The organism is Neorhizobium alkalisoli, from assembly GCF_007829835.1.
GTDB lineage: Bacteria > Pseudomonadota > Alphaproteobacteria > Rhizobiales > Rhizobiaceae > Neorhizobium.
Map to the genome: position 1 here is coordinate 139,762 of NZ_VIWP01000008.1, position 23,154 is coordinate 162,915.

The 23,154-nt window shown below is 60.3% G+C and carries 18 protein-coding genes; 1 reads left to right on the forward strand and 17 read right to left on the reverse strand.

Annotated features, from left to right (window positions below; genetic code table 11):
- Positions 1–5: 5 nt before the first annotated feature.
- From FHW37_RS25580 to FHW37_RS25645, 14 genes are all read right to left on the reverse strand, one after another.
- Positions 6–5,069: a beta strand repeat-containing protein gene (locus FHW37_RS25580; RefSeq protein WP_145641502.1), complete on the reverse strand. Its 5,064-nt coding sequence runs from the start codon at positions 5,067–5,069 to the stop codon at positions 6–8.
- A gap of 259 nt (positions 5,070–5,328) precedes the next feature.
- The gene (locus FHW37_RS25585; RefSeq protein WP_145641504.1) at positions 5,329–5,772 is read right to left on the reverse strand and encodes a MarR family winged helix-turn-helix transcriptional regulator; all 444 of its coding nucleotides are present in this window, start codon (positions 5,770–5,772) and stop codon (positions 5,329–5,331) included.
- A gap of 149 nt (positions 5,773–5,921) precedes the next feature.
- Entirely contained in the window at positions 5,922–7,811 is a 1,890-nt protein-coding gene (locus tag FHW37_RS25590; protein ID WP_186458390.1) for a potassium transporter Kup, read from the reverse strand.
- Between the two features lie 332 nt (positions 7,812–8,143).
- Positions 8,144–8,860, reverse strand: a complete 717-nt coding sequence (locus FHW37_RS25595; RefSeq protein ID WP_145641508.1) for a Bax inhibitor-1/YccA family protein — start codon at positions 8,858–8,860, stop codon at positions 8,144–8,146.
- A 38-nt stretch (positions 8,861–8,898) separates the two neighbouring features.
- Positions 8,899–9,669, reverse strand: coding sequence for an anti-sigma factor (locus tag FHW37_RS25600; RefSeq protein WP_145641510.1), 771 nt, complete (start codon positions 9,667–9,669; stop codon positions 8,899–8,901).
- Positions 9,662–10,189, reverse strand: coding sequence for a sigma-70 family RNA polymerase sigma factor (locus FHW37_RS25605; RefSeq protein WP_145641512.1), 528 nt, complete (start codon positions 10,187–10,189; stop codon positions 9,662–9,664). The genes FHW37_RS25600 and FHW37_RS25605 overlap by 8 nt, the downstream gene beginning before the upstream one ends.
- 606 nt (positions 10,190–10,795) lie before the next feature.
- Positions 10,796–12,307: a TniQ family protein gene (locus FHW37_RS25610; protein WP_145641514.1), complete on the reverse strand. Its 1,512-nt coding sequence runs from the start codon at positions 12,305–12,307 to the stop codon at positions 10,796–10,798.
- Entirely contained in the window at positions 12,307–13,464 is a 1,158-nt protein-coding gene (locus FHW37_RS25615; protein WP_145641516.1) for an ATP-binding protein, read from the reverse strand. Before FHW37_RS25615 ends, FHW37_RS25610 begins: the two co-directional genes overlap by 1 nt.
- Before the next feature lie 11 nt (positions 13,465–13,475).
- Positions 13,476–15,683 (reverse strand): Mu transposase C-terminal domain-containing protein, encoded by a 2,208-nt coding sequence (locus FHW37_RS25620; protein WP_145641518.1) that lies wholly within the window; start codon positions 15,681–15,683, stop codon positions 13,476–13,478.
- A 20-nt stretch (positions 15,684–15,703) separates the two neighbouring features.
- On the reverse strand, positions 15,704–16,081 hold the full coding sequence (locus FHW37_RS25625) for a hypothetical protein (RefSeq protein WP_145641520.1): 378 nt from the start codon (positions 16,079–16,081) through the stop codon (positions 15,704–15,706).
- A gap of 19 nt (positions 16,082–16,100) precedes the next feature.
- Positions 16,101–16,643, reverse strand: a complete 543-nt coding sequence (locus tag FHW37_RS25630) for a hypothetical protein (RefSeq protein WP_145641522.1) — start codon at positions 16,641–16,643, stop codon at positions 16,101–16,103.
- Between the two features lie 11 nt (positions 16,644–16,654).
- On the reverse strand, positions 16,655–17,575 hold the full coding sequence (locus FHW37_RS25635) for a hypothetical protein (RefSeq protein ID WP_145641524.1): 921 nt from the start codon (positions 17,573–17,575) through the stop codon (positions 16,655–16,657).
- 53 nt (positions 17,576–17,628) lie between these two features.
- Positions 17,629–17,904 carry a hypothetical protein gene (locus FHW37_RS25640; protein ID WP_145641526.1) on the reverse strand — a complete coding sequence of 92 codons (276 nt, stop codon included), beginning with the start codon at positions 17,902–17,904 and terminating at the stop codon, positions 17,629–17,631.
- A gap of 48 nt (positions 17,905–17,952) precedes the next feature.
- On the reverse strand, positions 17,953–18,345 hold the full coding sequence (locus FHW37_RS25645) for a hypothetical protein (protein WP_145641528.1): 393 nt from the start codon (positions 18,343–18,345) through the stop codon (positions 17,953–17,955).
- Between the two features lie 521 nt (positions 18,346–18,866).
- Between FHW37_RS25645 and FHW37_RS25650 the strand changes: the two genes are divergently transcribed.
- The gene (locus tag FHW37_RS25650) at positions 18,867–19,511 is read left to right on the forward strand and encodes a hypothetical protein (protein ID WP_145641530.1); all 645 of its coding nucleotides are present in this window, start codon (positions 18,867–18,869) and stop codon (positions 19,509–19,511) included.
- Here FHW37_RS25650 and FHW37_RS25655 read toward each other — a convergent pair.
- The 3 genes from FHW37_RS25655 to FHW37_RS34610 form a co-directional block, all read right to left on the reverse strand.
- The gene (locus FHW37_RS25655) at positions 19,508–21,709 is read right to left on the reverse strand and encodes a DNA cytosine methyltransferase (RefSeq protein ID WP_186458386.1); all 2,202 of its coding nucleotides are present in this window, start codon (positions 21,707–21,709) and stop codon (positions 19,508–19,510) included. The two genes, FHW37_RS25650 and FHW37_RS25655, sit on opposite strands and share 4 nt — an antisense overlap.
- A gap of 275 nt (positions 21,710–21,984) precedes the next feature.
- Entirely contained in the window at positions 21,985–22,584 is a 600-nt protein-coding gene (locus FHW37_RS25660; protein ID WP_186458387.1) for a PIN domain-containing protein, read from the reverse strand.
- Between the two features lie 386 nt (positions 22,585–22,970).
- On the reverse strand, positions 22,971–23,126 hold the full coding sequence (locus FHW37_RS34610; protein ID WP_348642849.1) for a hypothetical protein: 156 nt from the start codon (positions 23,124–23,126) through the stop codon (positions 22,971–22,973).
- Between the last annotated feature and the right edge of the window lie 28 nt (positions 23,127–23,154).

Consider the following 23,154-nt stretch of genomic DNA (forward strand, 5'->3'; position numbering starts at 1 on the left):
GGTTCTCAGTAATTCTGATAGGCCGATACGACTGCGTTGATCTGATCCGAGTTCATGACATCGATCTGCGACGCGGTAATCGAGTGCAACTGATCGCTGGAGAGGCTCATGATATCCTTGGTCGACAGGCCCGCGATACCGGCCGTGCTGATCGATGCGATATCCTCGTTAGAGAAGGTCGACAGTTCGGCGGTGCTGAGCGCCGCAATCTGCGACGAGCTCATGCTTGCCACCTGCGCCGGCGTGAAGGCTTCGGCCTGCTGAAGCGTGAGCTTGCCGATCTGCGCGGTGGTCAAGCCGGCAATCGCCTTGTTGTTCATCGCCGCGATCTGGTCCGTGGTCAGCGACGTGACATTCGCCGTCCCGAGCGCCGCGATCTGCAGGGCATTCAGTGCACTGACCTGGTCGGTGGTCAGTGATCCGACCTGACCGGAACTCAACGCCTTTACCTGGTTGAAGCTCAGTCCAGGGATCTGGCTGGTCTTGATCGCCCCGAGCTGATCACCGTTCAGGCTACCGATCGTAGTGGTCGAGATACCCGAGATCGCGGCAGAGCTGATCGCGCCGATATCGTCGGTGGAGAACGTGGCGAGATCTGCGGAGCTGAATGCGCTGATCTGCAGCGAACTCATCGCGGAGATTGCCCCCGAAGTCAGCGCCTCGGCCTGAACGGTCGAGAGAGCTGCGATCTGGGCAGTTCCGAGCCCGCCGATCGAATTGGCGGTGAGCGAGGCGACCTGCTCTGCCGAAAGGGCTGCGATGCTGCCCGTCGGCAGGCCGGAGATCGCGCCCGAGCTCAGGGCGCCGAACTGGGCCGTCGTCAACGATCCGATCTGGGACGTCGTCATCGCCGCAAACTGGCTGGAGGTCAGCGCAGCCATCTGCGCCGTCTTCAGCGATGCGGTCTGATCGGGGTTCAGGGCTGCGACGCCTGAGGTCGAGAGGCCGGCAATAGCCGAAGCCGTGATCGCAGCGATCTCTTCCGGTGAGAAGGTCGCCAGATCGGCGGCACCAAGTGCGGCGATCTGCGTCGAACCGAGACTTGCGATCTGGAGCGATGTCAGCGCCTCGACCTGCGCCGTTGAAAGCGCGTCGATCTGTGCGGAGGTCAGGCTTGAGACCGCCTTGGTTCCCAAGCCGGCAATCTGGTCGTTCGAAAGGGCAGCAATGCCGTCGGTCGCCAGGGCCTTGACCTGGGTCGAGCTCAATGCGCCGAACTGCGTGGTCGTCAGCGAGGCAATCTGTGCGCTTGTCAGCGCGGCAACCTGGCCGGAGGAAAGAGCAGCCATCTGGCTGGCCGTCAGACCAGAGGTCTGATCAAGCCGCAGCGCCGCGATATTATCCGTCGAGATACCGGTAATGCCCGAGGAGCTGAGAGCCGCAAGATCGGTGTCGGAGAAGGTTGCCAGGTCCGCAGGTTCCATGGCGGCGACCTGCGTGGCGCTGAGAGCTCCAATCTGTGCCGTCGTGAAGCTGTCGATCTGGTCGCTTGTCAGGGCCTCGATCTGGGAAGACGTGAGGCTGGCGATGGCCTTGGAGGTCAGCGCCGCGATCTGGTCGCCTGAAAGCGTCGTCACGTTGCCAGCCGAGAGACCAGGGATCGCCGATGATGTCAGGGCTGCCATCTGCGCGACGGTCAGCGCTGTGGCCTGATCCGATGTCAGCGCGGAAAGCTGGATGGAGGTCAGTGCCGCGACCTGTGCTGTCGTCAGCGAAGACGTTTGGTCCGGGCTCAGCGCGGCGATCGTCTCGCTCGAAAGGCCCGACATGGCGGATGCCGTGATCGCTGCGATTTCTTCATCCGTGAAGGCTGCAAGTCCGGCCGGGGTCAGCGCCGAAATCTGTGCCGATGTCAGGCTTGCGACCTGCGCAGTTGTAAAGGCATCCAGCTGGCTGGTCGACATCGCTTCGATCTGTGTCGATGTCAGGCTTGCGACGGCCTTCGTGCCCAGAGACGCGACCTGATCTGCAGAGAGAGCAGCAATCGCTTCGTTCGACAGCGCCTTGACCTGCGTCGAGGTCATCGCGGCCACCTGGGACGTGGTCAGGCTGGCAATCTGGTTGGTATTCAGCACCTGAACCTGGGTCGAGGTCAGGGCAGCAACCTGACCCGTGGTCAGGATGGCGATCTGGTCTGGCGTCAGCGCGGCAATATTGTCGCTGGACAGGCCGGAGACTGCGCCGGAACTCAGGGCAGCGATCTCATCCTGCGTGAAGGAGGCGAGATCCTCGACGCTCAGAACCGAAACCTGGGAAGAGGTGAGGCTTGCAATCTGGGTCGAGGTAAAGGCCTCGACCTGTGCGACGGAAAGGGCATCGATCTGCGCCGAGGTCAGGCTTGCGACCGCCTTGGTGCTCAGTGCCGCGATCTGGTCGGTGGTGAGAGATGCTATGCTGTCCGTCGACAACGCCTTGATCTGCAGCGAGCTCAGAGCGTTGATCTGGGTTGTGGTCAGCGAGGTCAGCTGGGTCGGCGTCAGGCTGGCGATCTGGGTGGTCTTCAGCGCTGTAATCTGGGCAGATTTCAGTGCCGCTGCCTGCTCGGCGCTTAGCGCGGCGATATTTTCGGTCGAGAGAACCGCAATCGCGCTGGCGGTGATGGCCGCAATGTCTTCGGTCGAGAATGTCGCGAGATCGGCCGGGCTAAGGGCGGCGATCTGCGTCGTGCCGAGGCTTGCAACCTGGGACGAGGTCAACGCTTCCGCCTGAGCGGTCGAGAATGCGCCGATCTGCGCGGAGGTCAGGCTTGCGACCGCCTTGGCGCTGAGTGCTGCAATCTGTTCCGGAGCCATGATCGCGATGCTTCCGGTCGACAGAACCTTGATTTGCGACGAAGTCAGTGCCGCGATCTGCGCTGTCGTGAAGGACGAAATCTGGTCCAGCGTCACGGCGCCGATCTGGGTGGTCTTCAGCGCTGCAATCTGGGCGGTCTTCAGTGCGGAGGTCTGGTCGAGATTGAGCGAGGCGATATTCGCGGTGGAAAGGCCGGCGACGGCGCTCGCGGTGATCGCTGCGATTTCCTCAGGTGTAAAGGTCGCAAGATCAGCGGCATTCAGCGCGGCGATCTGAACCGAGGTCAGGCTGGCGACCTGCACGGATGTCAGCGCTTCGGCCTGGTCCGGCGTGAGGCTGGCGATCTGGGCCGAAGTCAGCGCTGCCACGACCTTGGTCGCGAGTTTTCCGATCTGCTCCGGCGTGAGAGAACCGATCGTGTCGGTCGACAGAACCTTGACCTGTGCGGCAGTCAGAGCGCTGAGCTGCGTCGAGCTCAGCGAAGCGACCTGGCTTGCCGTCAGGGCTGCGATCTGGCCGGTCTTCAGCGCGGCGATCTGGGTGCTCTTCAGAACGGCGGTCTGTTCGGCGCTGAGCGCTGCGATGTTGGCAGTGGAAAGGCCGCCCAGTGCTGCAGGCGTGATCGCGGCAATATCTGCCGTGGAGAAGGTTGCCAGTTCATCTGCAGTCAGTGCTGCCAGTTGTGCCGACGTGAGAGCTGCAACCTGCGCAGACGTCAGTGCCTCGACCTGTGCCGCCGAGAGGCTGTCGACCTGGGTTGAGGTCATGGCCACGATCGCCTTGACGCTCAGCGCGGCGACCTGGCTGGTGGAAAGCTGGCCGATGGTGCCGGTGGACAGGAACTTGATCTGCGCAGCGGTCAGTGCTGCGACCTGGGTGGTCGAAAGAACACCGACCTGTTCTGCCGTCAGCGACGCGATCTGAGTCGATTTCAGCATGGCGATCTGGGTGGACTTGAGTGCCGCGGCCTGTGCGGTGGTCAGCGCTGCGATGGTGCCGGTGGAAAGGCCGCCGATCGCCGCTGAAGTGATCGCTGCGATATCAGCCGTCGAGAATGCAGCAATGCCTTCCGTGGAGAGGCTGGAGATCTGTGCAGACGTCAGTGCTGCAACCTGCGTCGAGGTGAATGCCTCAATCTGCTCGGCAGAGAGCGCATGCAACTGCGACGTGGTCAGAACCGAGACCGTATTGGTCTTCAGGGCGGCGACCTGCGCTGTCGTCAGCGCGGCGACGCTGATGGTCGAGAGGGCCTTGACCTGAGCGGATGTGAAGGCCGCGATCTGCGCGGTCGAAAGCGCTGCAGTCTGCTCGTCGGTCAGGGCCGTGACCTGGGCAGGCTTGAGCGCGGCAATCTGAGCCGCCTTCAGTGCAGAGGTCTGGTCGGCGCTAAGGGATGCGATGCTGGAGGTGGAAAGCTTGGCAAGGGCGGTCACGTTGATCGCCGCGATGTCTTCCAGCGAGAACGCAGCGAGGTCGTCGGTGCCAAGTGCAACGATCTGCAGCGACGTCAGGCTCGCGACCTGCGCCGAGGAGAATGCCTCGACCTGTTCCGGCGTCAGGATCGTCATCTGCGTCGAGGTCAGGCCGGGAATGGCCTTGGCGCTGATCGCAGCGATATGGTCGGGCGACAGGGCAGCAATGGCAGTGCTGGACAGAGCCCTGAGCTGCAGGGATGACAGTGCGGCAACCTGTGCCGTCGTCAGCGCTTCCGTCTGCTCGGCCGTGAGTGCGGCGATCTGGGCTGTTTTCAGCGCCGCGATCTGCGCAGTCCGCATCGCGGCGACCTGTTCCGCGCTCAAGGCGGCGAGGTTCGTGGACGTCAGTCCACCGAGGCCGGCAATGCTGATCGCAGCCACGTCTTCCGGCGCGAGCGTCGCAATTTCGTCAGGGGTCAGGGTGGCAAGCTGCGCGGAGCTGAGTGCCGCCATCTGGGCCGGGTTAAGTGCTTCGATCTGGCTTGCGTTAAAGGCCGCGACCTGGGTGGCCTTGAGGGCCGCAACCTGCGCAGTGCCGAGCCCGCCGATCTTGTCGGCCGAGAGGACCGCCAGCTGATCGAGGCTGAGGCTGACGATCGATGCTGCAGAGATCGCGCCGATCTGGGTTGAGGAGAAGGCTGCAAGGTCTTCCGTCTCGAGTGCGGCGACCTGTACCGAAGACAGAGCCTTGATCTGGGCCGTCGAAAGCGCGGCGACGTCTTCCGTCGTCCAGGCGGCAATCGATGCCGGAGTCAGCGATCTGATCTGCGTGATGCTCAGCGAGGGGATGGTCGAAGTCATAAAGCGAAACCCTTTGATGTTATCCGATCGCTCAAAATTCAGGTGACCTGCCATGAAGCCCAAGAGGAGGTTTTCTCCTCTCATGGTTCGGCGCACCTCGGGACCAAATGTTCCGAGGCGGTGCCGTGCAGGTGTGGAATCTGAGGTCCACTGGAGCAATTCATGATTGAGCAGGCTTGCCCGAAGCTGGCTAAATCCGCCGAATGATTTCTTATGGTTGTCGTGCGGAAAAATCGAAAGGAGGCAGAGCGGGCAGGGCTTAGCTGATCTTTCGGATAAGCTCGATCAGCATCATCCGTTCACCTGATGTGAGCGGTTGCAGCGTCTTTTCGGATATGGCGAGCGCTGCTGCGATATTCCTGTCTATGGCTTCTCGACCCTGGTCGGTCAGAGACAGAACGAGTCGCCGGCCGTCGTTCGGATCGGGTTCTGTGCGGATGAAGTCACGCTTGACCAGCCGGTCGACGACACCCTTGATCGTCGCCACGTCCATTGCGGTCTCCCGACCCAGCTGATTCTGTGAGCAAGAGCCGGCCTGACGCAGTTTGATGAGTGCTGCCCACTGAGTCGTGGTCAGCTTGTCGCCGATCATTGCGGTGAATATCGCGACATGTCGCTGGGAGGCCTGACGCAGCATGAAGCCGATCTGGCGATCGACCGCATACTCCGTTTCGGGGGAGTTTTCGATATCGGTCGAACTCATGTCGTGCCGTTTCCATCCATGCGATGTCCGTTCGGCCAGCCAATATCAACGGTTTAAATGGGCCGACGCGATTGTCAACGGAGCCGGCGGCTCCGTTGGAACATTGCTGTGGGCGACTGTCGGATACCCCCTAAAACGACGGGGTAAACTTAGATAGCAACCTGTTCACCGAGCTCAACGACCCGGTTCGGCGGCAGTTTGAAATAGGCGGATGGATCGATCGCGAAGTCGGCCATGCCCATATAGAGCTTCTCCTGCCAGCCCGGCAGGCCTGTATTCGGCGTGGCGATCAGGTTGCGGCGGCCGAGATAGAAGGAGGTCTGCATGATCTCGAACTTGAAGCCCGCCTTGCGGCAAAGCCCGAGCGTCTTCGTCACGTTCGGTTCTTCCATAAAGCCGAAGGTGATGTCGATCCGCAGGAATCGCTTCGACAGGCGGGTGATTTCGATGCGCTCGCTCTCCGACACGTAGGGCTTGTCCTTCGTCCATACGGTCAGGATGACATTCTGCTCGTGAAGTACATGGTTGTGCTTGATATTGTGCATCAGCACGGCAGGGGTCTGGTCCGGTACGCTGGTGAGAAATACAGCGGTGCCCGGCACCGTGACGGGAGAATGATCCGATTCCTTTTCGACCATCGCGATGAAGGTCTTGATCGGAATATCGTTCCTGGCGGCCTTTTCCTTGAGATAGCGGGAGCCCTTCGTCCAGGTCCACATCAGAAGCATGATGACGATGGCGAGTGCCACCGGAACCCAGCCGCCATCATGGATCTTCAGCAGATTGGCAGCGAGGAAGACGGCTTCGACGATGAAAAGCGGCGCCAGGAAGATGGCTGCAACCAATACCGACTTGTTCCAGATCGAGCGGAGGAACTGGAAGGCCATCAGCGTGGTGACGACCATGGCCCCCGTCACCGAGATGCCATAGGCGGTAGCCAGCGATTCCGAGCTGCGGAAAGACAGAATCAGCACGATCACGCCGATGAAGAGGATGCCGTTGACGGCCGGAACGTAGATCTGCCCGGTATTGGTTTCCGAGGTGAAGCGGATCATCAGACGCGGCATGAAGCCCAGATGCACGGCCTGACGGGCAAGCGAAAATGCGCCCGTGATGACGGCCTGGGCGGCGATGATCGTCGCGAGCGTCGCAAGAACGACGATCGGCAGCAGCGCCCATTGCGGATACATCAGATAGAACGGATTGTCGGCGGCGGCCGGGTTATCGAGTACGAGCGCGCCCTGGCCGAGATAGTTGAGGGTGAGCGCCGGGAAAACCAGGATGAACCAGGCGATCTGGATCGGTTTGCGGCCAAAATGTCCGAGGTCGGCATACAGGGCTTCTGCCCCGGTGACGGTCAGGAAAACGGCGCCGAGTACGATGAAGCCCACGGTGCCTGCATGGGTTATGAACCATAGGGCATTCAAGGGATTGAGCGCTTCAAGGATCGCCAGGTCGTCACCGATGTGGATGAGGCCGCCCCAGGCCATGACCAGGAACCAGACGACGGTAATCGGTCCGAAGAATTTCGAGACCGCCGCCGTTCCTTTCGACTGTACCGCGAAAAGGCCGACCATGATGGCGATCGATAGCGGCAGTACGTAATCCCCAAACGCCGGCGTGACGAGTTTCAGGCCTTCGAGCGCCGACATGACGGAAAGCGCCGGGGTGATCATCGCATCGCCGATGAAAAGGGCTGCGCCGATCAGTCCGGCAAAGAACAAGACAGGCATGTAGCGGCCGGTCTTCTTCATCAGCAGCGCCAGAAGCGAAAGCGTGCCGCCTTCGCCGTCATTATCGGCACGCAGGAGGAAAAGAACGTATTTGAAGGTGACGATGATCGTCAGCGTCCAGACCATCAGCGAAATCAGGCCGATGATCTCCGTTTCGTGGAGACCATCCTCGGCAAACGGACGCAATGCCTCACGGAACGCATAAAGCGGGCTCGTGCCGATATCGCCGTAGACAACGCCGATCGAGCCTATGACCAGGAGCAGAAGTTTGCGGGCGTCCGGTGTCTGGTCGACAGTGCCGGTCATCGAGGAAGTCATGCGGTCTCCGTTCTCGAACTGATGCCCGAGGATTGGGTGAGAAAGCTAAGCGGTTCGCTTGTAGCGGTAAACACCCTTTGGCCGGTTTTGATCCCTCACGCACAGGCAGGCCTGTCGTTCTGCGTGAAACGGCCGGTAAAAGAGGATCGATTGTGTCGGAAATTTCTGTTGATGAAGCCGGGCGAGGATGCCGGGCCTTTGCTGTTTCCCGGCAGTCGTTCGCTTGAGCGGCAGGAAACAGGCAGTGTCGCGTTCACATATATCCATGGCATATCCCCCGCCGCCTCGGGCGACGGGGGATGCATCTGCTGACGTTCGGACTATTCGTCGCGTTCGCCGGTGAAGTTAAGCAGCAGCTGGAAGATGTTGACGAAGTTCAGGTAGAGCGAGAGGGCGCCGAAGACGGCCAGCTTCTGCTGGGTCTCCTGGTCGTAGTTCTCGGCATACTGTTCCTTGATGTTCTGCGTATCCCAGGCGGTCAGGCCGACGAAGACGACGATGCCGATGACCGAGATGGCGAACTGCAGCGCGCTGGAGCCGAGGAAGATGTTGACGATCGAAGCGATCATCACACCGATCAGGCCCATCACCATGAACGAACCGAACTTCGCGAGGTCACGCTTGGTCACGTAGCCATAGAGGCTAGTGGCGCCGAACATGGTTGCTGCAATAAAGAAGGTACGGGCGATGCTGGCACCGGTGAAGACCAGGAAGACCGAAGCGAGCGACAGGCCCATCACGGCGCAGAAGGCCCAGAAGGTCATCTGTGCGGCGGAAGCCGACATGGTCTGCATCTTGAACGAGAAGAAGAAGACGAAGGCGAGCGGCGCCAGCATCACCACCCACTTCAGCGGCGACGAGAAGATCGGCACGTAGAGTGCCGGCGTCGAGCCGACGATGAATGCGACGAGGCCGGTGACGACCAGGCCGAGGCCCATATAATTGTAGATGCGCAGCATGTGCTGGCGCAGACCTTCGTCGAAGGCTGCGGCAGATGCCTGGCTCATTCCGCCGAAGCGGTTCTGGTTCGGATACATGTTCAATGTCCCTTGGTTGAGATTATGGGTTAAAGGGTTCAGTAGAGCGACTTCTTGAGCAGCTCGGCCTCATCGGCGAGCCCGCTCTTTGCATTGCTGGAGACGACGGCATAAGCGACGTCACCGATCTGCCACCATGCGGCCTCGGCATTCGCCATGCTGATGTCCTTGACAGGCTCGACGGCGAAATGCCCGGGGCGTACCGCAAAGAGCGAGATCACCATGCCTTCGCCGGTATGCAGCCGTGCCTCGACGCTCGGGCCGAATTCGGACGGAAAGATCTGAACGTCATCGACCTGCCAGTCATTCGGCAGTTCGGGCATGACAATCGCGGTCGCGGCGCGGATGTCTTCCCGTTCGTAAGCGCGGACCTGCGGCTGCGAAGGCATGCCCTGGCGCACCAGCGCCGTCTCGTGTGCCCGGATCGCCTCTTCGAGAAGCGGCGGTGTCCGCACCGAGGCGTTGACTTCGCGTGGCGCAAACGGACCGATCGAGGAATTGGCAAGCCAGCCCACCGAAACGAGCACGGCAACAGCCGCGATACGCTGCACGACCGCCCATTTGCGGCGGCTGTCGAGATTGGCGGAAAGGCGCCTTGCCGCCTCGCGCGTCTCGGCGCGGCCGAGCATCTCGTTCGAGGACATTGCCAGCTTCAGCGAGGTGCGCATGCTCAGATCCGTCATCACCCGTGCAGCTGCCTGCGGATTGTCAGCAAGATAGGTCTCGACCCTCAGGCGCGCTGCGGTATCGAGCTGGCCATCGACATAGGCGTTGAGATCGGCATCGATGATCATGTCTTTTTCAGTCATCGTTTCCTCCCACGAGTTTCAGGTGGCCGGGTCGTTTTCCTTCTTCCTCGAAGGAGCGCAGGCGGGCGCGGGCGCGCGAAATCCGTGACATCAGCGTGCCGACCGGAATGCCGAGCGCATCGGCCGCTTCCTGATAGGAAAGGTCTTCGACCGCAACGAGATGCAGCGCTTCCCGCTGATCTTCCGGCAATGCCATAAAAGCCTCGCGAATCTGGCCGAGCCGAACGGAATGTTCCTGTCCGGCCGGATAGGAGATGTCCGTCTCGGCGGCAGCCTCATCGCGCTTCTGGCGTGCAAGGCTGGCGCGGCGGCGGTCTATATGGGTGTTGTGGACGATCGACATCAGCCAGCTGCGCAGATTGGCGCCGCTGCGAAAGGTCGAGCGTTTTTCATAAGCCTTGACCAGCGCATCATGCACCAGGTCTTCCGCATCATTCGGATTGCGCACGAGCGCACGTGCATAACGCCGCAAGGCGGTAAGCTGTCCGATGACGTCAAATGGGCGTTTGCTGCTGCTCATACCTGCATATACGGATCAACCGCGCATTCTCATCCATGCCCTGTTCGATTTTTTTGAATCGATGTGGGGAACGATTGTTCGGGCGGCCGGTTATGGGGCGCTGCCGGACGGGCGCGACGCGGGAATATGTAGCTAGGATCGCTTCTTATCCAGCTTGTCCGGCCTTCAACACAAGATGACGGGGGAGGTCGCCATGAAGCGATTTTGCGACAATTGCCACAATACCGGATTGGTCTGCCAATCGCATCTGCGGCGGCCTTTCACAGGCAGTTATGGCTGCGGCTGCGGTGAAGCCGGTGTGAAATGCCCCGTATGCCGATACGAACCGCGCGAGCCGGACCTTTCGAGTGTCCTTGAATTCGAGATCCGTTGCCACGCCGTGGGTGTTGCTTCGGCCCAATAACATTGTCCCGAAAATTTTATAGGTCTGCAGTTAAGCCATTGATCTTGTTGAATGGGGTAGCGTGCCCCGTTCCTTTATTTGCCGGTGAAGTTCCACCAACGATGTCCCTAAATCGGCCTCAATGAAGTATCGTTAAAATCGCGGCACGAAAAAACCCGCCGGCGAGGGCGGGTTGCTAGCGTTCGTATTTTTCTGTCCGGCCCCTATTTTGGAACGGGTTCGTTGCCTGAGGAAATCGGGAGTTTGTTGCGGACTTCCTCGACCGAGACTTGAATGCCAAGGAACTTTAAGTCTGGGTCGTAGCTGACATGGCCAAGACGTCGCTCCATTAGAAGCACGAGGATGTCGTTCAGGGAGCATTCGGCCTTGCGAGCCGCAGTCGTCAAAACGCACCGTCCGGGATGCTTTCCAGCCGACGCGTCGATTGTGAGGTGGTTTAGCAAAGCGTCGGCATGATGACTAAAGAAGGTCCGTCGGCGGGAGGATTGAGCTATAGTTTTCGGCCGGAGCGCCCAGGAAAATCGACCGTCGAAGATAGCCGACCCCTTGAAGAGTTGCAAATTATACCGCGTCAAGAGGGTTCGATAGCTGATACCTCCGGCTTCCGCCTCAAGCCTAGACCTTACGGAGGAGACGTCGAACTTGAGTGTAATGTCGTGGAGCTCCGCATTTTCGACGAGAACACCCTCTTCCTGCAGAATTGTCATGACGCGTTTGTGCGGGATTCCGTAATGCAACACCACACCGCGGATGGTTTGCACCCCACCGTTCCCTCGCGTCCCTAGGAACTTCCGCCCTCTTTCGAGGGGAAGGCCGTCCGAAGCAACCTTCCGCAAGACCTCAGCCACCTGCGAGGTGCCCTGATCGCCGCTGTTCGCCTCAAGATATTGATATAATTCGCCGAAGAGATGGCGGCCGATGTTGGTAGTGTTCCGCTTCCACTTCTTCCGGATCCAGTATCTCGAGAAGGCCTCGAAGCCGGACGCGCCGGCGGACAACACGCCGAAGCCCTCTCTCCTGGCGGCCAGCATCTCGACTTCCGGCAGACTGCGCACGAGTGTTCTGGCTCCGTGGCGGACTAAGATCCCGATCCGCGCGGCTACGCCGGAGGCGACGTCGTACGGGATTGCGTCGAGCCAGGGATGTTCCAACGTCGCACCGTCGAGACGGCTGGCGAAATACCGGTCCGCTTCATGGAGGCTGACCGGCTCCAGGCGTTCCGCCTTGAAGCAGACATAAGTCGGATCGGAAGATACCGCATTGTAGAACTCGTGGCGTAGGCCACGCGAACGCGACGTCATTAGCGCGACCGAATGGACGTGACACGCGCCCACCGAGCGCAGCCGCCACGAAAGCCTCGCGAAGGAGCGGGCCCTTTCAGGCCCGCGCCCAAATTTCATATCGTCAAGGATGCATAGCGGGCAGAAGCGCGGCGCGCCGGTCCACAGTTCCTTGTGGAGGATCCTGCTGCCCGCGACCGAGTATACTCCTTCGTGTAGTGGCACGAAGCTGGCACGCCGCACTTGGTGGAAAGGGCGGCTCAGGTTCGCGCAGACTGCGGCCGTCGCGACTTCCTTCCCCAGCCAAACCTCGTGAGGCGTGGTGTCCATCTGCCGGAGCATGGAAGCCGTGCTCGGTACGCCGTTGACCGCCGCTACCCGCGACAAGTAAGACAGGATGTCCTCGAACGGATGGAGTTCCACATCCAGTAGCATCACTCGCTCCTCTTCTTCCGGTTCCGCCGCCGTGCTTCAAGCCTGTTGTCCGCCGCCTCCTGCCGATCGGCCAGCTCGATGACTGCGGTGGCGGGGGTGAGGTGGAGCCAATCGGCGGCCAGAAAGATGTTCCGGCTCGGGCTGCATCCGGAAATCAGCGCGAAGGCGTCGGCGAAATGCGCGCGTTCTACGGTCTGGGCATCAGCTCGGATCGCCGTTTCGCAGGCCGACCTTACGAGCTGAATGACGGAACCAAAGCCACCTTCTCCGGCGCTAATAAGGCGCTGCACGAAATCGTCGCTCGCGAGATCGGGAGCCATTCGCATCTGAGCGTGCTTCTCAATGACCCCTTGCACGATGACTCGGACGCGGTCGACGTCCGCAGGAAAGGTGAGAGGCTCGAGCTCCACCACGGTGCTGCGGTTGCGGAGCTGAGGCTCATATTCGAGAAATTGCGCCAGCGAAGGAACTCCCGAGAGGACGATGTGGAGCGGCCAGCCTTCGATCTGGAGCAGGCTCTTGACCGTGTCGGCGAGGTTCTGGATCGTCTGCCGATCGTTGCCCTTGAGAAGGTGCTGGGCCTCGTCGATCACGACGAGCAGCACCTGCCTTTCGCGCAGAATGCCCTTGGCCAGTTCGAAAAGCTCGTAACCAGCCATCCTCGAAGTGTCGAGCGGATGACCTGCAACCTCGATCAGCTTACGGGCGAAAAGCTTCTCAGTGACCGGCTTAGGGCAGTCGAAGTGGATCATCGTACGCCTCCACTCGCCATGGCGGTCGAGCTGGGGCTGCAGTTCTGGTCGCGACAGCAATGTCCGCTGGAGCACCGTGCTCTTGCCGGAGCCGGATTCGCCGATTAGAAAGAGGGCGCGCCGCTTTCCCGACTGCCCGTCTTCCGAGGCTACGAGGTTCTCGACGAGATCCGATACCGCAAGCTCGGCCTTGGCGTGGACGTGCGAGGACACGTAGAGGTCCTCGAGCCTTCCGCGGCGCCTGGCGCGCTCGCGCGCCCTCGGGTCCAGCAGCGCCGCCAGCCGTCCGGTCGCCTCCTTCAGGGTATCGCTGATATGGTCTTTTCGGTCGTCGTTCACTGCAGGCATCGTCTTGTCCTTGTGGTCATTGATCGGTGTGTTCTGGTGGTGGCTGTCGTTCGTCATCGTGGTCTCCTTCAAAAGCTGATGTCGGTCGCGGGTTTGATCGCCGCGGGAAGCTTGGCGGCCTTGATCGTGATGATGGCCGGCTGGTTCTCGTCCGCAGGCAGGTCGTCATCGACGCCTTCGATGCCGTGGTGCAGCGGGTCGGCGGCGAACACGAGCGGTGCCAGCGTCGGGTCGCGGCGCTCAAGGTCGTCGCGGAGAACCACGCCGTCGAAATACTGCAACTGGAGCTTGTTGAGCTTCTCCGCGTCGATCGGCTGCGTCGCGAGGTTCGCGCGGGCCGTCGCGGCCTCGCCTGCCAGGCGGAGGCGGTTCACGGCCTGAAGCATGGTCGAGAGGTTGAGCTCGGTGCTGCCAGCGTTCTCGACCGTCACCTCGCGGCGGGCTCCGACCCATTCCCAGATCGAGAGGTCCTCCGGAATGGCCTCCAGCGCCTTCACGACGAGCCAGCCGGTGCCGGTCCAGACGCTAACGGCGTCCAGCGAGAAGCGGTCTACGCGGACCATGACTTTGCGTTTGGCCTGCAGGCGGATCTGCTGCAGTTCCTTCGACTGGTAATGGATACCCCAGAAGCAGACGCCTTGGTCCGTGATGTCGCGCTCAACGGTGGTGCCGAAGATGTGGCGACGTACCGATCGCGGGGGAGGCGGCATCACTCCGTACTGGCGCGAGAGGCGCATCCAGGCGTTGTGCGGCGTCTCTCCTGCTAGTCCGGAGTGCGGCTGATGGTGGTAGATGTCGACGATCGCCTGAACGAACAGGAGGTTCAACTGATCGATCGCGAGACTGACGCGCTCGTGCGCCTTGTAGTCTCCCTTCTCGAAGATATCCCCGAACGTCCGGCCTTCGAACCAGTCCATGAACTGGGTGGCGAAGGTATGAAAGAGTGACTCGATCGCTCCGCGCATTTGCGGAAGACCGGCGGGCGGGTTCATGTAGTCGCATCCAAGCGCGGTCATAACGGCGCGCACCATGATGCCGGTGAACGGGCCACCGTTGTCCGTCACGATGCACTCCGGCGTGAGGTGATAGGGCCAGAGGGAGGTTGCACCACATAGGCGTGCCAGACGGGCCTTGTCGGTCGCCATCATCTCGAGGCTGTCGATCACTGCCTGCTCCGTCGCTGCGGACGGCGTGAAACGCATCGCGAGGATGCAGCGCGTGGCGATGTCGATGGCCACGACGACGCGTAGGCGCACCTTGCGGATCGCCTTGATCTCGTCTTCGCTCAGCCTCGCGAGCATGCCCGTCCATCCGAGCCATTGGATGAGGTCGACCGTCCACTCGTCCATTTGGACCATTTCGCCGGGCCGCTCGACCTGGAGCCCGGTGAAAGTGATGTTGTACTTCTTGCGCGCCGCCTCCTCGCCTTCGCGCTGGGCGCACACCCAGAAGGCGTTTAGGCTTTTGATCATGCCCTCAAAGACCTTGCGGCCGGGGACTTTGTGCAGACGCAGACCCTTTTCGGCACGATCGAGGTTGAGCTTTACAATCTCGGCAGCCAGCTCCTTCAGGAGCTTTGCCATGGTCGGCTTCAGGTGGTGCGCGTACTTCCTTGAAAACTCGTCCCAAATGACGACGTCTTCAGGGTGATGGTAGGAGATGCGTACCCTGCTGCCGGTGCGCGCGGCGAGCGACATGGGGTCGTAGCCCCCTTCGTAGAAGCGCTTAAAGATGCGGCGAAAGTGGCGGTTCGACGGACGGGCGACACTCTTGGTGACTTTCCCGCCGCGCTTTTGTCCTGCGATTTCCGCTTCAAGGTCGGGTAGCAGCCAGTCGAGGCACGCGTCGCTGAGAGAGATCCGGCGGAGCTTCGGGCTGCCCTTCTTCGGCTTTTCGGCAGCACTCGCCTCGTACGCTGCCTTGCGGCGCAGGAACCCCTTGCAGTACTCGGTGTTGCCGAGCACGCGAACCATCGCGTCTTCTGCCAGGTCGGTGACGCGGGCGTCGCCGAAGCGCGCGCGGGTCTTTTCACGGCCGTGGTAGTGGTACTCTTGATCCACCTCGAGGCGGTCGGTGCACATCATCTCGTAGAACTGGACGTGCGAGAAGAACTCGCGACGGGCCGGGTTCGATTCCGGGGCGATGACGTGGCCGATATCGGAAGACTCCACCGGCTTGTAATGGAGCTTCCCGTCGATGGTGACGCGCGCCGTTGCCGACAGGAAGTAGGTCGGCACGTAGGTGGGTACGCGGGTGGAGGCGATCAGGTTGGGCATGGTTGCTGTTCCTTTCGAGATCAGCGGGTTTCGGAGGAGGCGACAGAAGCGTTGGCTGCGGCGGCCCTGGCCGCCTGCCGGTAGAGGAGCTCGACGTACCGGTCGGCGATCGCTCGAAGGGCGCGATCGTAGGCCGCCTCGGCCGAGGCTTCGTCCACGGTCTCTTCGACGACGTCATCGGTCTCGTTGGCGCCTCGCAACTGAATCTGAAGGCGTCCGGACATGACGAGCTCGTTCACCTGCTGGTGGGAGTAGAAGTCCAGCACGTTGGGGTTCTCCTCCATCGCGAGAACGTGGCCGCAATCGGTTGACTGAACGCAGCGGAAGTTGCGGGTCCGATCGAGGACGACGAGAGCCGAAGGCGGAAGCACGAAGTGGGGGTAGGGGATGGTCTTCATGGCTGTTTTCCTTTCAGGATCAGCGGATTTCGGTGACGAGGTTCAGGAGAGCGGCGGCATCGCTGACCGCACGCTCGTATTCCCGCAGCGCGCGGCGGAAGCTTCGGGCCGCGGGCAAAGCCTGGTAGGTCGAGCCTGCCCAGAACAGGCGCATGATCGCGTCGACTTCGGCCATGAGAACCGCCATGCCGCGCTCGCTACGCGTTGCGGGGAGGCCGCGACGTTGCACCTCCTTTCTCTCAAGGCTGAGAAAGATGCGGCAGGCGCGGGCCAGCGCGATGGCACGGCGTTGGCTTGATTCCTTGACCTTGCCGGCGCAGTTCAAACGGCGCGACCTATCCATCAGCGCGATGGCGCCCGCTCCGTGGAGGAAGTCCGTAACGACGAAGGTTGCCGGGGCGGCGGGGGTGGAGGTCGGCCGGACTGCAGGCTGTGCGTAGATCGTCATGTCGGTGTTCCCATGGATGTTGAGACGGAAGGAAGAGGCCTGCGCCAGGAATTTGGCGCGGGTCGAAGCAGGCGCGACGGCGCCGAAGGCGGAGGGAGGGATGCGGGCGTTCATGGAGGGAATCCTCAGTTCTGGGTTGCGCGGCGGAGCCACGAGAGGTCAGTGATGCGGCCCGGCTCGAGAGGCGCGAGGTAGCCCTCGTCGATCAGGTTCCAGATCGCGATGCGTCGGGCTGCAGGATGGTCGGCGCCACTCAGGAGATCGTGAAACCGCACGACACCATTCATGTCGCAGACCAGGGCAAGCGCTTCGCGGTATGCCGCCTCGTTGCGCATGCGGCGGGCGTGCAACTTCCAGCCGGCATTGCGCGCGGCGTCATGGGTCGCATAGGCGTCCGTAATCAGAGCGACCTCGTCCGCGGCGTCGCCGATTCCCTGTACCGCAATCTGGCGGAGCTTCTGGACGACGCGGGAGCTGCGTACCCGAGCCGCAGGCTTTACGGCGATCGCGATGCGGCGGCCGTCGATAAGCTTTACCCAGAAGTCGAAGGTATGCTCGCAAAGCTTGCCATCCGCGTCCGCCCACCAAACGTGGGGGTACTGGTCTCGCAGTTCGACGACGTCGTTTCGGGCCATGAGAAGCGCGGCAACGCGCTTTTCCAATGCGCTCTCGACCACGAGCTTGCGGTTGTCACCATGGTGCTGGGTGGCGCCGCGGAACGAGATGACGTTCTTCTTGTCAGGCTCGCGGGTGCCGGTGGATGCGGCCGTGCCGATCCAGAGGTCTCCGGTGAGCGAGCCGTTCGCTGCCGCAATCGTTCGACCGACGTGAGCCTGATCGGCGGAGAGGTACTGCGTGGTTTCCGGGATGATGCGGTCGGGCTTCAGCCCGGCGCGGTTCATCTTGACGCGCACGGCGGCAATCTTGGTCTTGGTCATGCCAAGGGTTTCCTTGCAAAGATTGAGGAGATTGAAAAAGGTGGTCGCGAGCAGTTTCGTTTTGGAAAGCGGGCGCGACGAAGGGCATGCGTGTTCGATCTGCGACACGGCAGTTCTCCTAGGAGGTGTTGGGAAGGGCAGGTTGTTGGGCTAGGCGGCGCCTATGCGGTGCGTGCGCCGGCTATTCGGGCCGCTGCCATCGACTCTTCATGAGACGTGATGGATTCGATGATCTTGCGCAGGTCGAACTGCGCATCGTCGGCTTGGCGGATATGGACCGCGAGCCCGTGCCTTTCGGCGATGCACCTTTTTCGCGGGCTTTGTCCCGCGAAAAGATTTAAGAAAGCGCTCTTCGCTACCGGCGTCGGTCGGCGCCTGCTGTTTTTCCGCAGCCGGGATGCCGGAAAATCTGCGCACGGGTTCTCAATCTGCAACATGGCAGCGTTCCTTGATTCCGATGTCATTTGAAGTTGCGGTCGCGCCGACTATGCGGCTGCGCGGGCGTCTATGTGCGCGATCACCGGGTATAGCCCAAGAGCAATGGCGACGGTGATCCGTGCTGCCACCGCTTCCGTAACAAGGCGTCCTTCCCTGAAGTGGGCCGCACGCACTTCGTCATCGGCCCAGTATTCGACCAGCAGATCGACGAACTCTTCGAAGGAAGGAACCTGCCTTGAGTTTCGGAACGTGCCGATGCTACGGATCAGGCTTTTCAGGCCCATGTACTGCTCGGTGAGGGATTCGAACTCAGGGGCGCCGATGCGAGGGATCGCCAGAACCATGAGGAGGGTCGTGTCCTCGCAGGACTCGCCATACTGACGCTCGAGCCAGGAGGCGAGGACGGGGTGGACGTCGGTTTCTGCAACGCGGAAAATCATGTGTCGTACTCCAAACTTGTCGACTGCGTTTACTCGATGCCCTGACGATAAGCCTTTCGCGGCTGGCAAGTCTCGCGGTGCGCAACAGAATTCCTTCTCCGACGGCACGCGACCATTGGAGGCGTGGCTTCCGAGTTGCGGGCGATAGAACAGAATTCCGGGGTCGAAAAAATGTTCTTATTTCGTACCGGTTCTGGTGCGTGGGGGAGACGTTTTGAGGGGCGGACCGCTGCAACGACCCGTCGGCGCGCTTATACGGCTTGTCCGCCGATCGCCCCGAGGGCGTGATTTATTCGCGCAATTCGCATCGGATCTTTCCATCTAGCGAAATCAATGGCGGCATTCCGACGCCGACCTGACCGGAAGTCAATAAAATTTTAACGACCAAGTTAAGTATGGTTAACGACGTCCCGTGCCGACCGTTTTGTAGTATGCGAATTCTCGGCGGACGCTCTTCTCCAAAAGCTGTGGAGAAGAAGCGAATGTATATGGCGCAACGTCTAGCCGAGTTGGAAGCGACCATGCGTCCGGTTCTCGAAGAACTGGGCTTCGAATGCAGGTTGCTGACGCGCCGCCAATATGAATGCATCACCTTCGTTCGCCCCGGCGCCGAGGAATGGAGTTCCGCGGTGGAGATTCGGTTCCTCTGTCAGGAAGTTTCCGGAGCCGATGAGGCTAGCTGGGGGACGGACACTCAGGTCACGAGCTGGGATGTCCATGTCCAAGAGATCGGAAACGACGGATGGGCTACCTGGAACTGCGAGGGCCCGAACATCTGGGGCGTAGACGTCTCGATGCGCGATGCCATGCTCATCGCTTCGGAAATGCTCCGCACGGAACCTCTCATTCCGACCGGCCGAAATGTCCCCAGAGTCCCGAACAGCTACCCGCTTGTCGAACTGTGGAGGGCGATACGAAACCGTTATGAATATGACGAGGAAGTCTCTGCCATTGGGCTTGCGCGAGACGATGATGGGAACGAAACACTCTCCTTCACCGACGACGGCCGCGTCTACGACTTCGTCTTTTCGAGCGATGGCAAAGAGGTGATGTTCTTGATCGATGGAGAAGAGAACGCACGCTGCAAGACATATGTCAGAGACCTGATGGGCCAGCTATCCTCTGCAATCGCGCGTTATCCGGGAGATCCTTACAGAATGCGTTAGTTGCCGTATGTAGAGGTCGCTGCATCCAAAGGGTGATCGTCTTCGCCTTTCCACGTCGCTCGCCAGTCAGCAATCTGTGCCGCCTCATCGCTGATGTATCGGAAACTCCTCAGTCCATTACGAGGCGACCAGTCTTCCGGAACCTCGACACTCCACCGTCTGCCGGCATACCTGTTGCCGAACCAAACCTTTTTGACAGGCGGCGGCGGTTGCCTGAGCGGCTCGCTCATAGACTTCTGAATATCGATTTTCTCTCCCGTAAGGGCCGAAAATATTGCGAAGCCGACGAGTTTCGCCAGGACGGGAGGCACCGCGGTCTCGATGAGGTCGCGATGCCACTCGCCGTTAGCGCCGGTAACCGACCATTCGTCCGGGATGCCTTGTATCCTCGCCAACATGGCAGAGGTTAAACGAAGTCGGAACGCGGGATCCGCGATCTCTTCGGATGTCGGCCGAGAAGAGGTGTATTTTCCGATATCGATCTTGAAGATATTCGCCCATTCGTCCGATGCCGGGGCGTGGGGTGTCCAATTCACGATCATCGGGGCGAGCTTGTCTGCGCAGGCAGCCTTCCAGGATTCGACCCAGTCTAGCCGAAGCTTTGAATCCTTGTCGTCCCCGATGATATGCGAGGAAACCAGATCGCCGATGGCGTCGACGACAGTCCTTGTGACGGGCTCGATCATGACCGGAATCTCAAGATCGCGGATGCGGCCGTCGCGCATGCCCACCATGACCAGGCGCGGATCGATTTGTGGAAGCCCGATGCGGGACACCGCGATGAGGCTCCATCTAATGTCGTAGCCAAGCTCCTCAATGATCGTTTCGACATGGCGCCGAAATTTCGAGTTCTCCTGATTATTTATCCTGGGGTCGACTTCGAAGAAAAATGCGGACGGGCTGACCGTCCGTATAGCGTTCACCGCATGGCCGAAATTGTCATAGCTGGGATCCAGCCGGCCCGCCCGAGGTTCGAGCGAGAAGTGCTTCAACGATGTCCCGCTTGTTACGAGGCCGATATTTTTTCCCGTGAAGGGCGCAAACTGATATCGGCCCACGAGCGGATCCATCTGAGGCCGTGACACTGCCGGGTAGTTCTCATCCATAAGCTTTCGAGCGGAAAGAGAGAACTCGTACGCCGCCACGGGATGAAATCCCGCGCTCTCCAGGCCGAGAACAGTGCCTCCAATGCCGGCCGCGATATCGATCATCCGAAGAGATTTCGACGGCAAGACCGGAAGCTTTACCTTCCGCTTGGTCCTAAGCGGAACCGCGCCGCTCTCGCTGCCCGCTAGGAATTCGATGCATTGTCGCAACCTTCGTGGATCATCCGACCAAGGTTCTATGTCATATCCTGCGAACCGGCCGGCAGACAGGTCTACAAGCGCGTGCCAGCTCAACGCCACTGACGCCTGGAAGTCGTCCTTGAGGGCGATTTCCAGAATATCGGCGCGGTCGGCGTGCTCGCTCCCGAACAAGGCTTCAAGATGCCGCAGCACCGTCGCCGCAGCCTCCTGAATCCCAATGACGGCTTCGAGATATTTCTTGTCCTCGAGGTCGTATTGCGTCTCAAACCAGCCACTCTCTCCATTTTCGTCGGAGTCGTTTTCGTAAATGACTGCGTGCTTCGCTTGGAGTTTGACAAACATTGCGACGAGCTCGGCCGCACCCCTCTCGAGCCTCACCCGACATCTGTCGGCAGCCTGGCGCATTGCAGCGCTTCGTGCCGCGTTCGCCAGGCTTTCCTCGCTACGTGCTGCGGCGCGATTTCTTTTGTAGATGTCGTTGATGGCTGGATAGTCGATCGTGTCGCCCTGGGCGAGCCTGAGAAGGCATTCGGCTTGTGTCGCTTTGTCGGCGACGAGCAGGTGCTGAACGACGTCGACGTTTAAATCGAGCTTGTCCACCTGCTCGGTGAACCCGCTCATATGCGATCGAAAGCGCGCGTGTCCCACTGCTTCACGATAGGAGAGCCGACCCTCGGAGCAGAGCCAAGCTATCAACTCCTCTTCGGAAAGATTCGGATGCGCTTCCGCCAAGGATTCAACAACTGCCGCCGTCTCAAGATAAGTCTTCCTCGAAGCTCCACGAATCTTTTTCAGCAGTTTTTTTGCGGACCGAAATGGTTCGCTAAAAAAATCGATGGGACGCTGTGGTTCGATGATCGAGCGAGGTTCTTCGGCGTCGAGGTCAACCATCATCCACTCCCTGCCCACTTTCTTATAAGCGAGTTCACGCTGAGGTCATAAGACGGTCGAGTTTCGGTTTCGACAAAGAATGGGGTAAATCGGAAGTTAGGGGAGGCCGATGAGGCCTACTTAGGAGGCTCGTCTGGCAGCTCCGCGGCTTTTCGCCAATCGCACGCTGGTGCAAAGTGGCCGGCTTCGGCTTGTGGCACGCATCTAGCTTGCCGCCTGATAGTCGCCGGATCGGAGGCTACTGTTTCACCAACTAGGCGAACTGATTTCTTCCCTTATGCCCTAAGCCGTACCACGCCGCCGGTCATCCGGTTCGGATTGTGGTCGACTGCACTTACTTCCGGATCATCTTCCACTTCGAACGACCATCCGGACGCCGGATCCACCACCCATTCACCGACGACGGGATCGTATAGGCCCGGAAGAGGAAAGTAGCGGTGGATCAGCATGTAGTCCCGAGCGTCGACGGTGGCGATCGGCATTCCGTGAGCAATAGCTGTTGCGGCTATGATCGGGTCTGAGCCGAACTTGAGCCGTTTCGACTTTTCATGCTCAGGTGCTCCCAGCCAGTAGTTCCTAAGCGCACCCGTCGTCGCCATCGCAGCCATGATGTCTGCAACCTCACACGTTAGTTCAGGCATGAAGAAGTTGTGCGCCAATAGCTCTTTGAACCATTCAGAAAGCTGGCGGGCTTTTCCGGGGTTCGCCTTCTCGACAAGCCTGATGCCATGTGAGACCTCGAAGATTACCTGGAATGGGATGGCAACTTTCGACGGTGGCAGCCTCCTGAGCCAAGCTGACACCTCTGGTCTGGGGCGGGGCTTTTGAGCCTCGCTTATGATGCATGTGTCTAACACGATGTACTTCGATGCCATGCATATACCTCCTGTTAATGCCGCGACGGTTGATCGCGGGCAGGAGAATGGTACGATTGGATGGACGCCCAAATCGTTACAGTCGATTCTACCGTGGCGAGGAGACATTTCATGATGGGAGAACGTGTTATCTGGACGTCGCTACGGGCTCGCAATCAGTTCGACCACCTCCTTGATGAGGCGAAAGATAAAGGCCCCCAAGACATTAGGGATGTGCGGGGGACATTTACGCTTATATTCAAGCCCGAAGCGGCCAGCACGAGCGTTACAGAATTCCTTGCAAAAGGGTTACCCGAATCCTAGCCCTGCAAAGAATTTGATAACCATGCTGAAAGAAAGTTTCCCAGCTTAAACCTGGCAGGTGGTGTGCAAGATCCCGAGGCCCATCAATCCTGAGGCGAGGCGGCACCGGCTTCGACGCTGGCGTACCATTCCGCGTAAGGGGTGTTCTTTGCAAGATGTCGATTAAAATCGGGGGCTCCGTCCGACCACCACACTTCGCCCCGCTCGCCGAGGCCAACTTTCGCGTCGTTGACGGCCATCCTGGCCTCTTGAAGTAAGGTGTCGTTT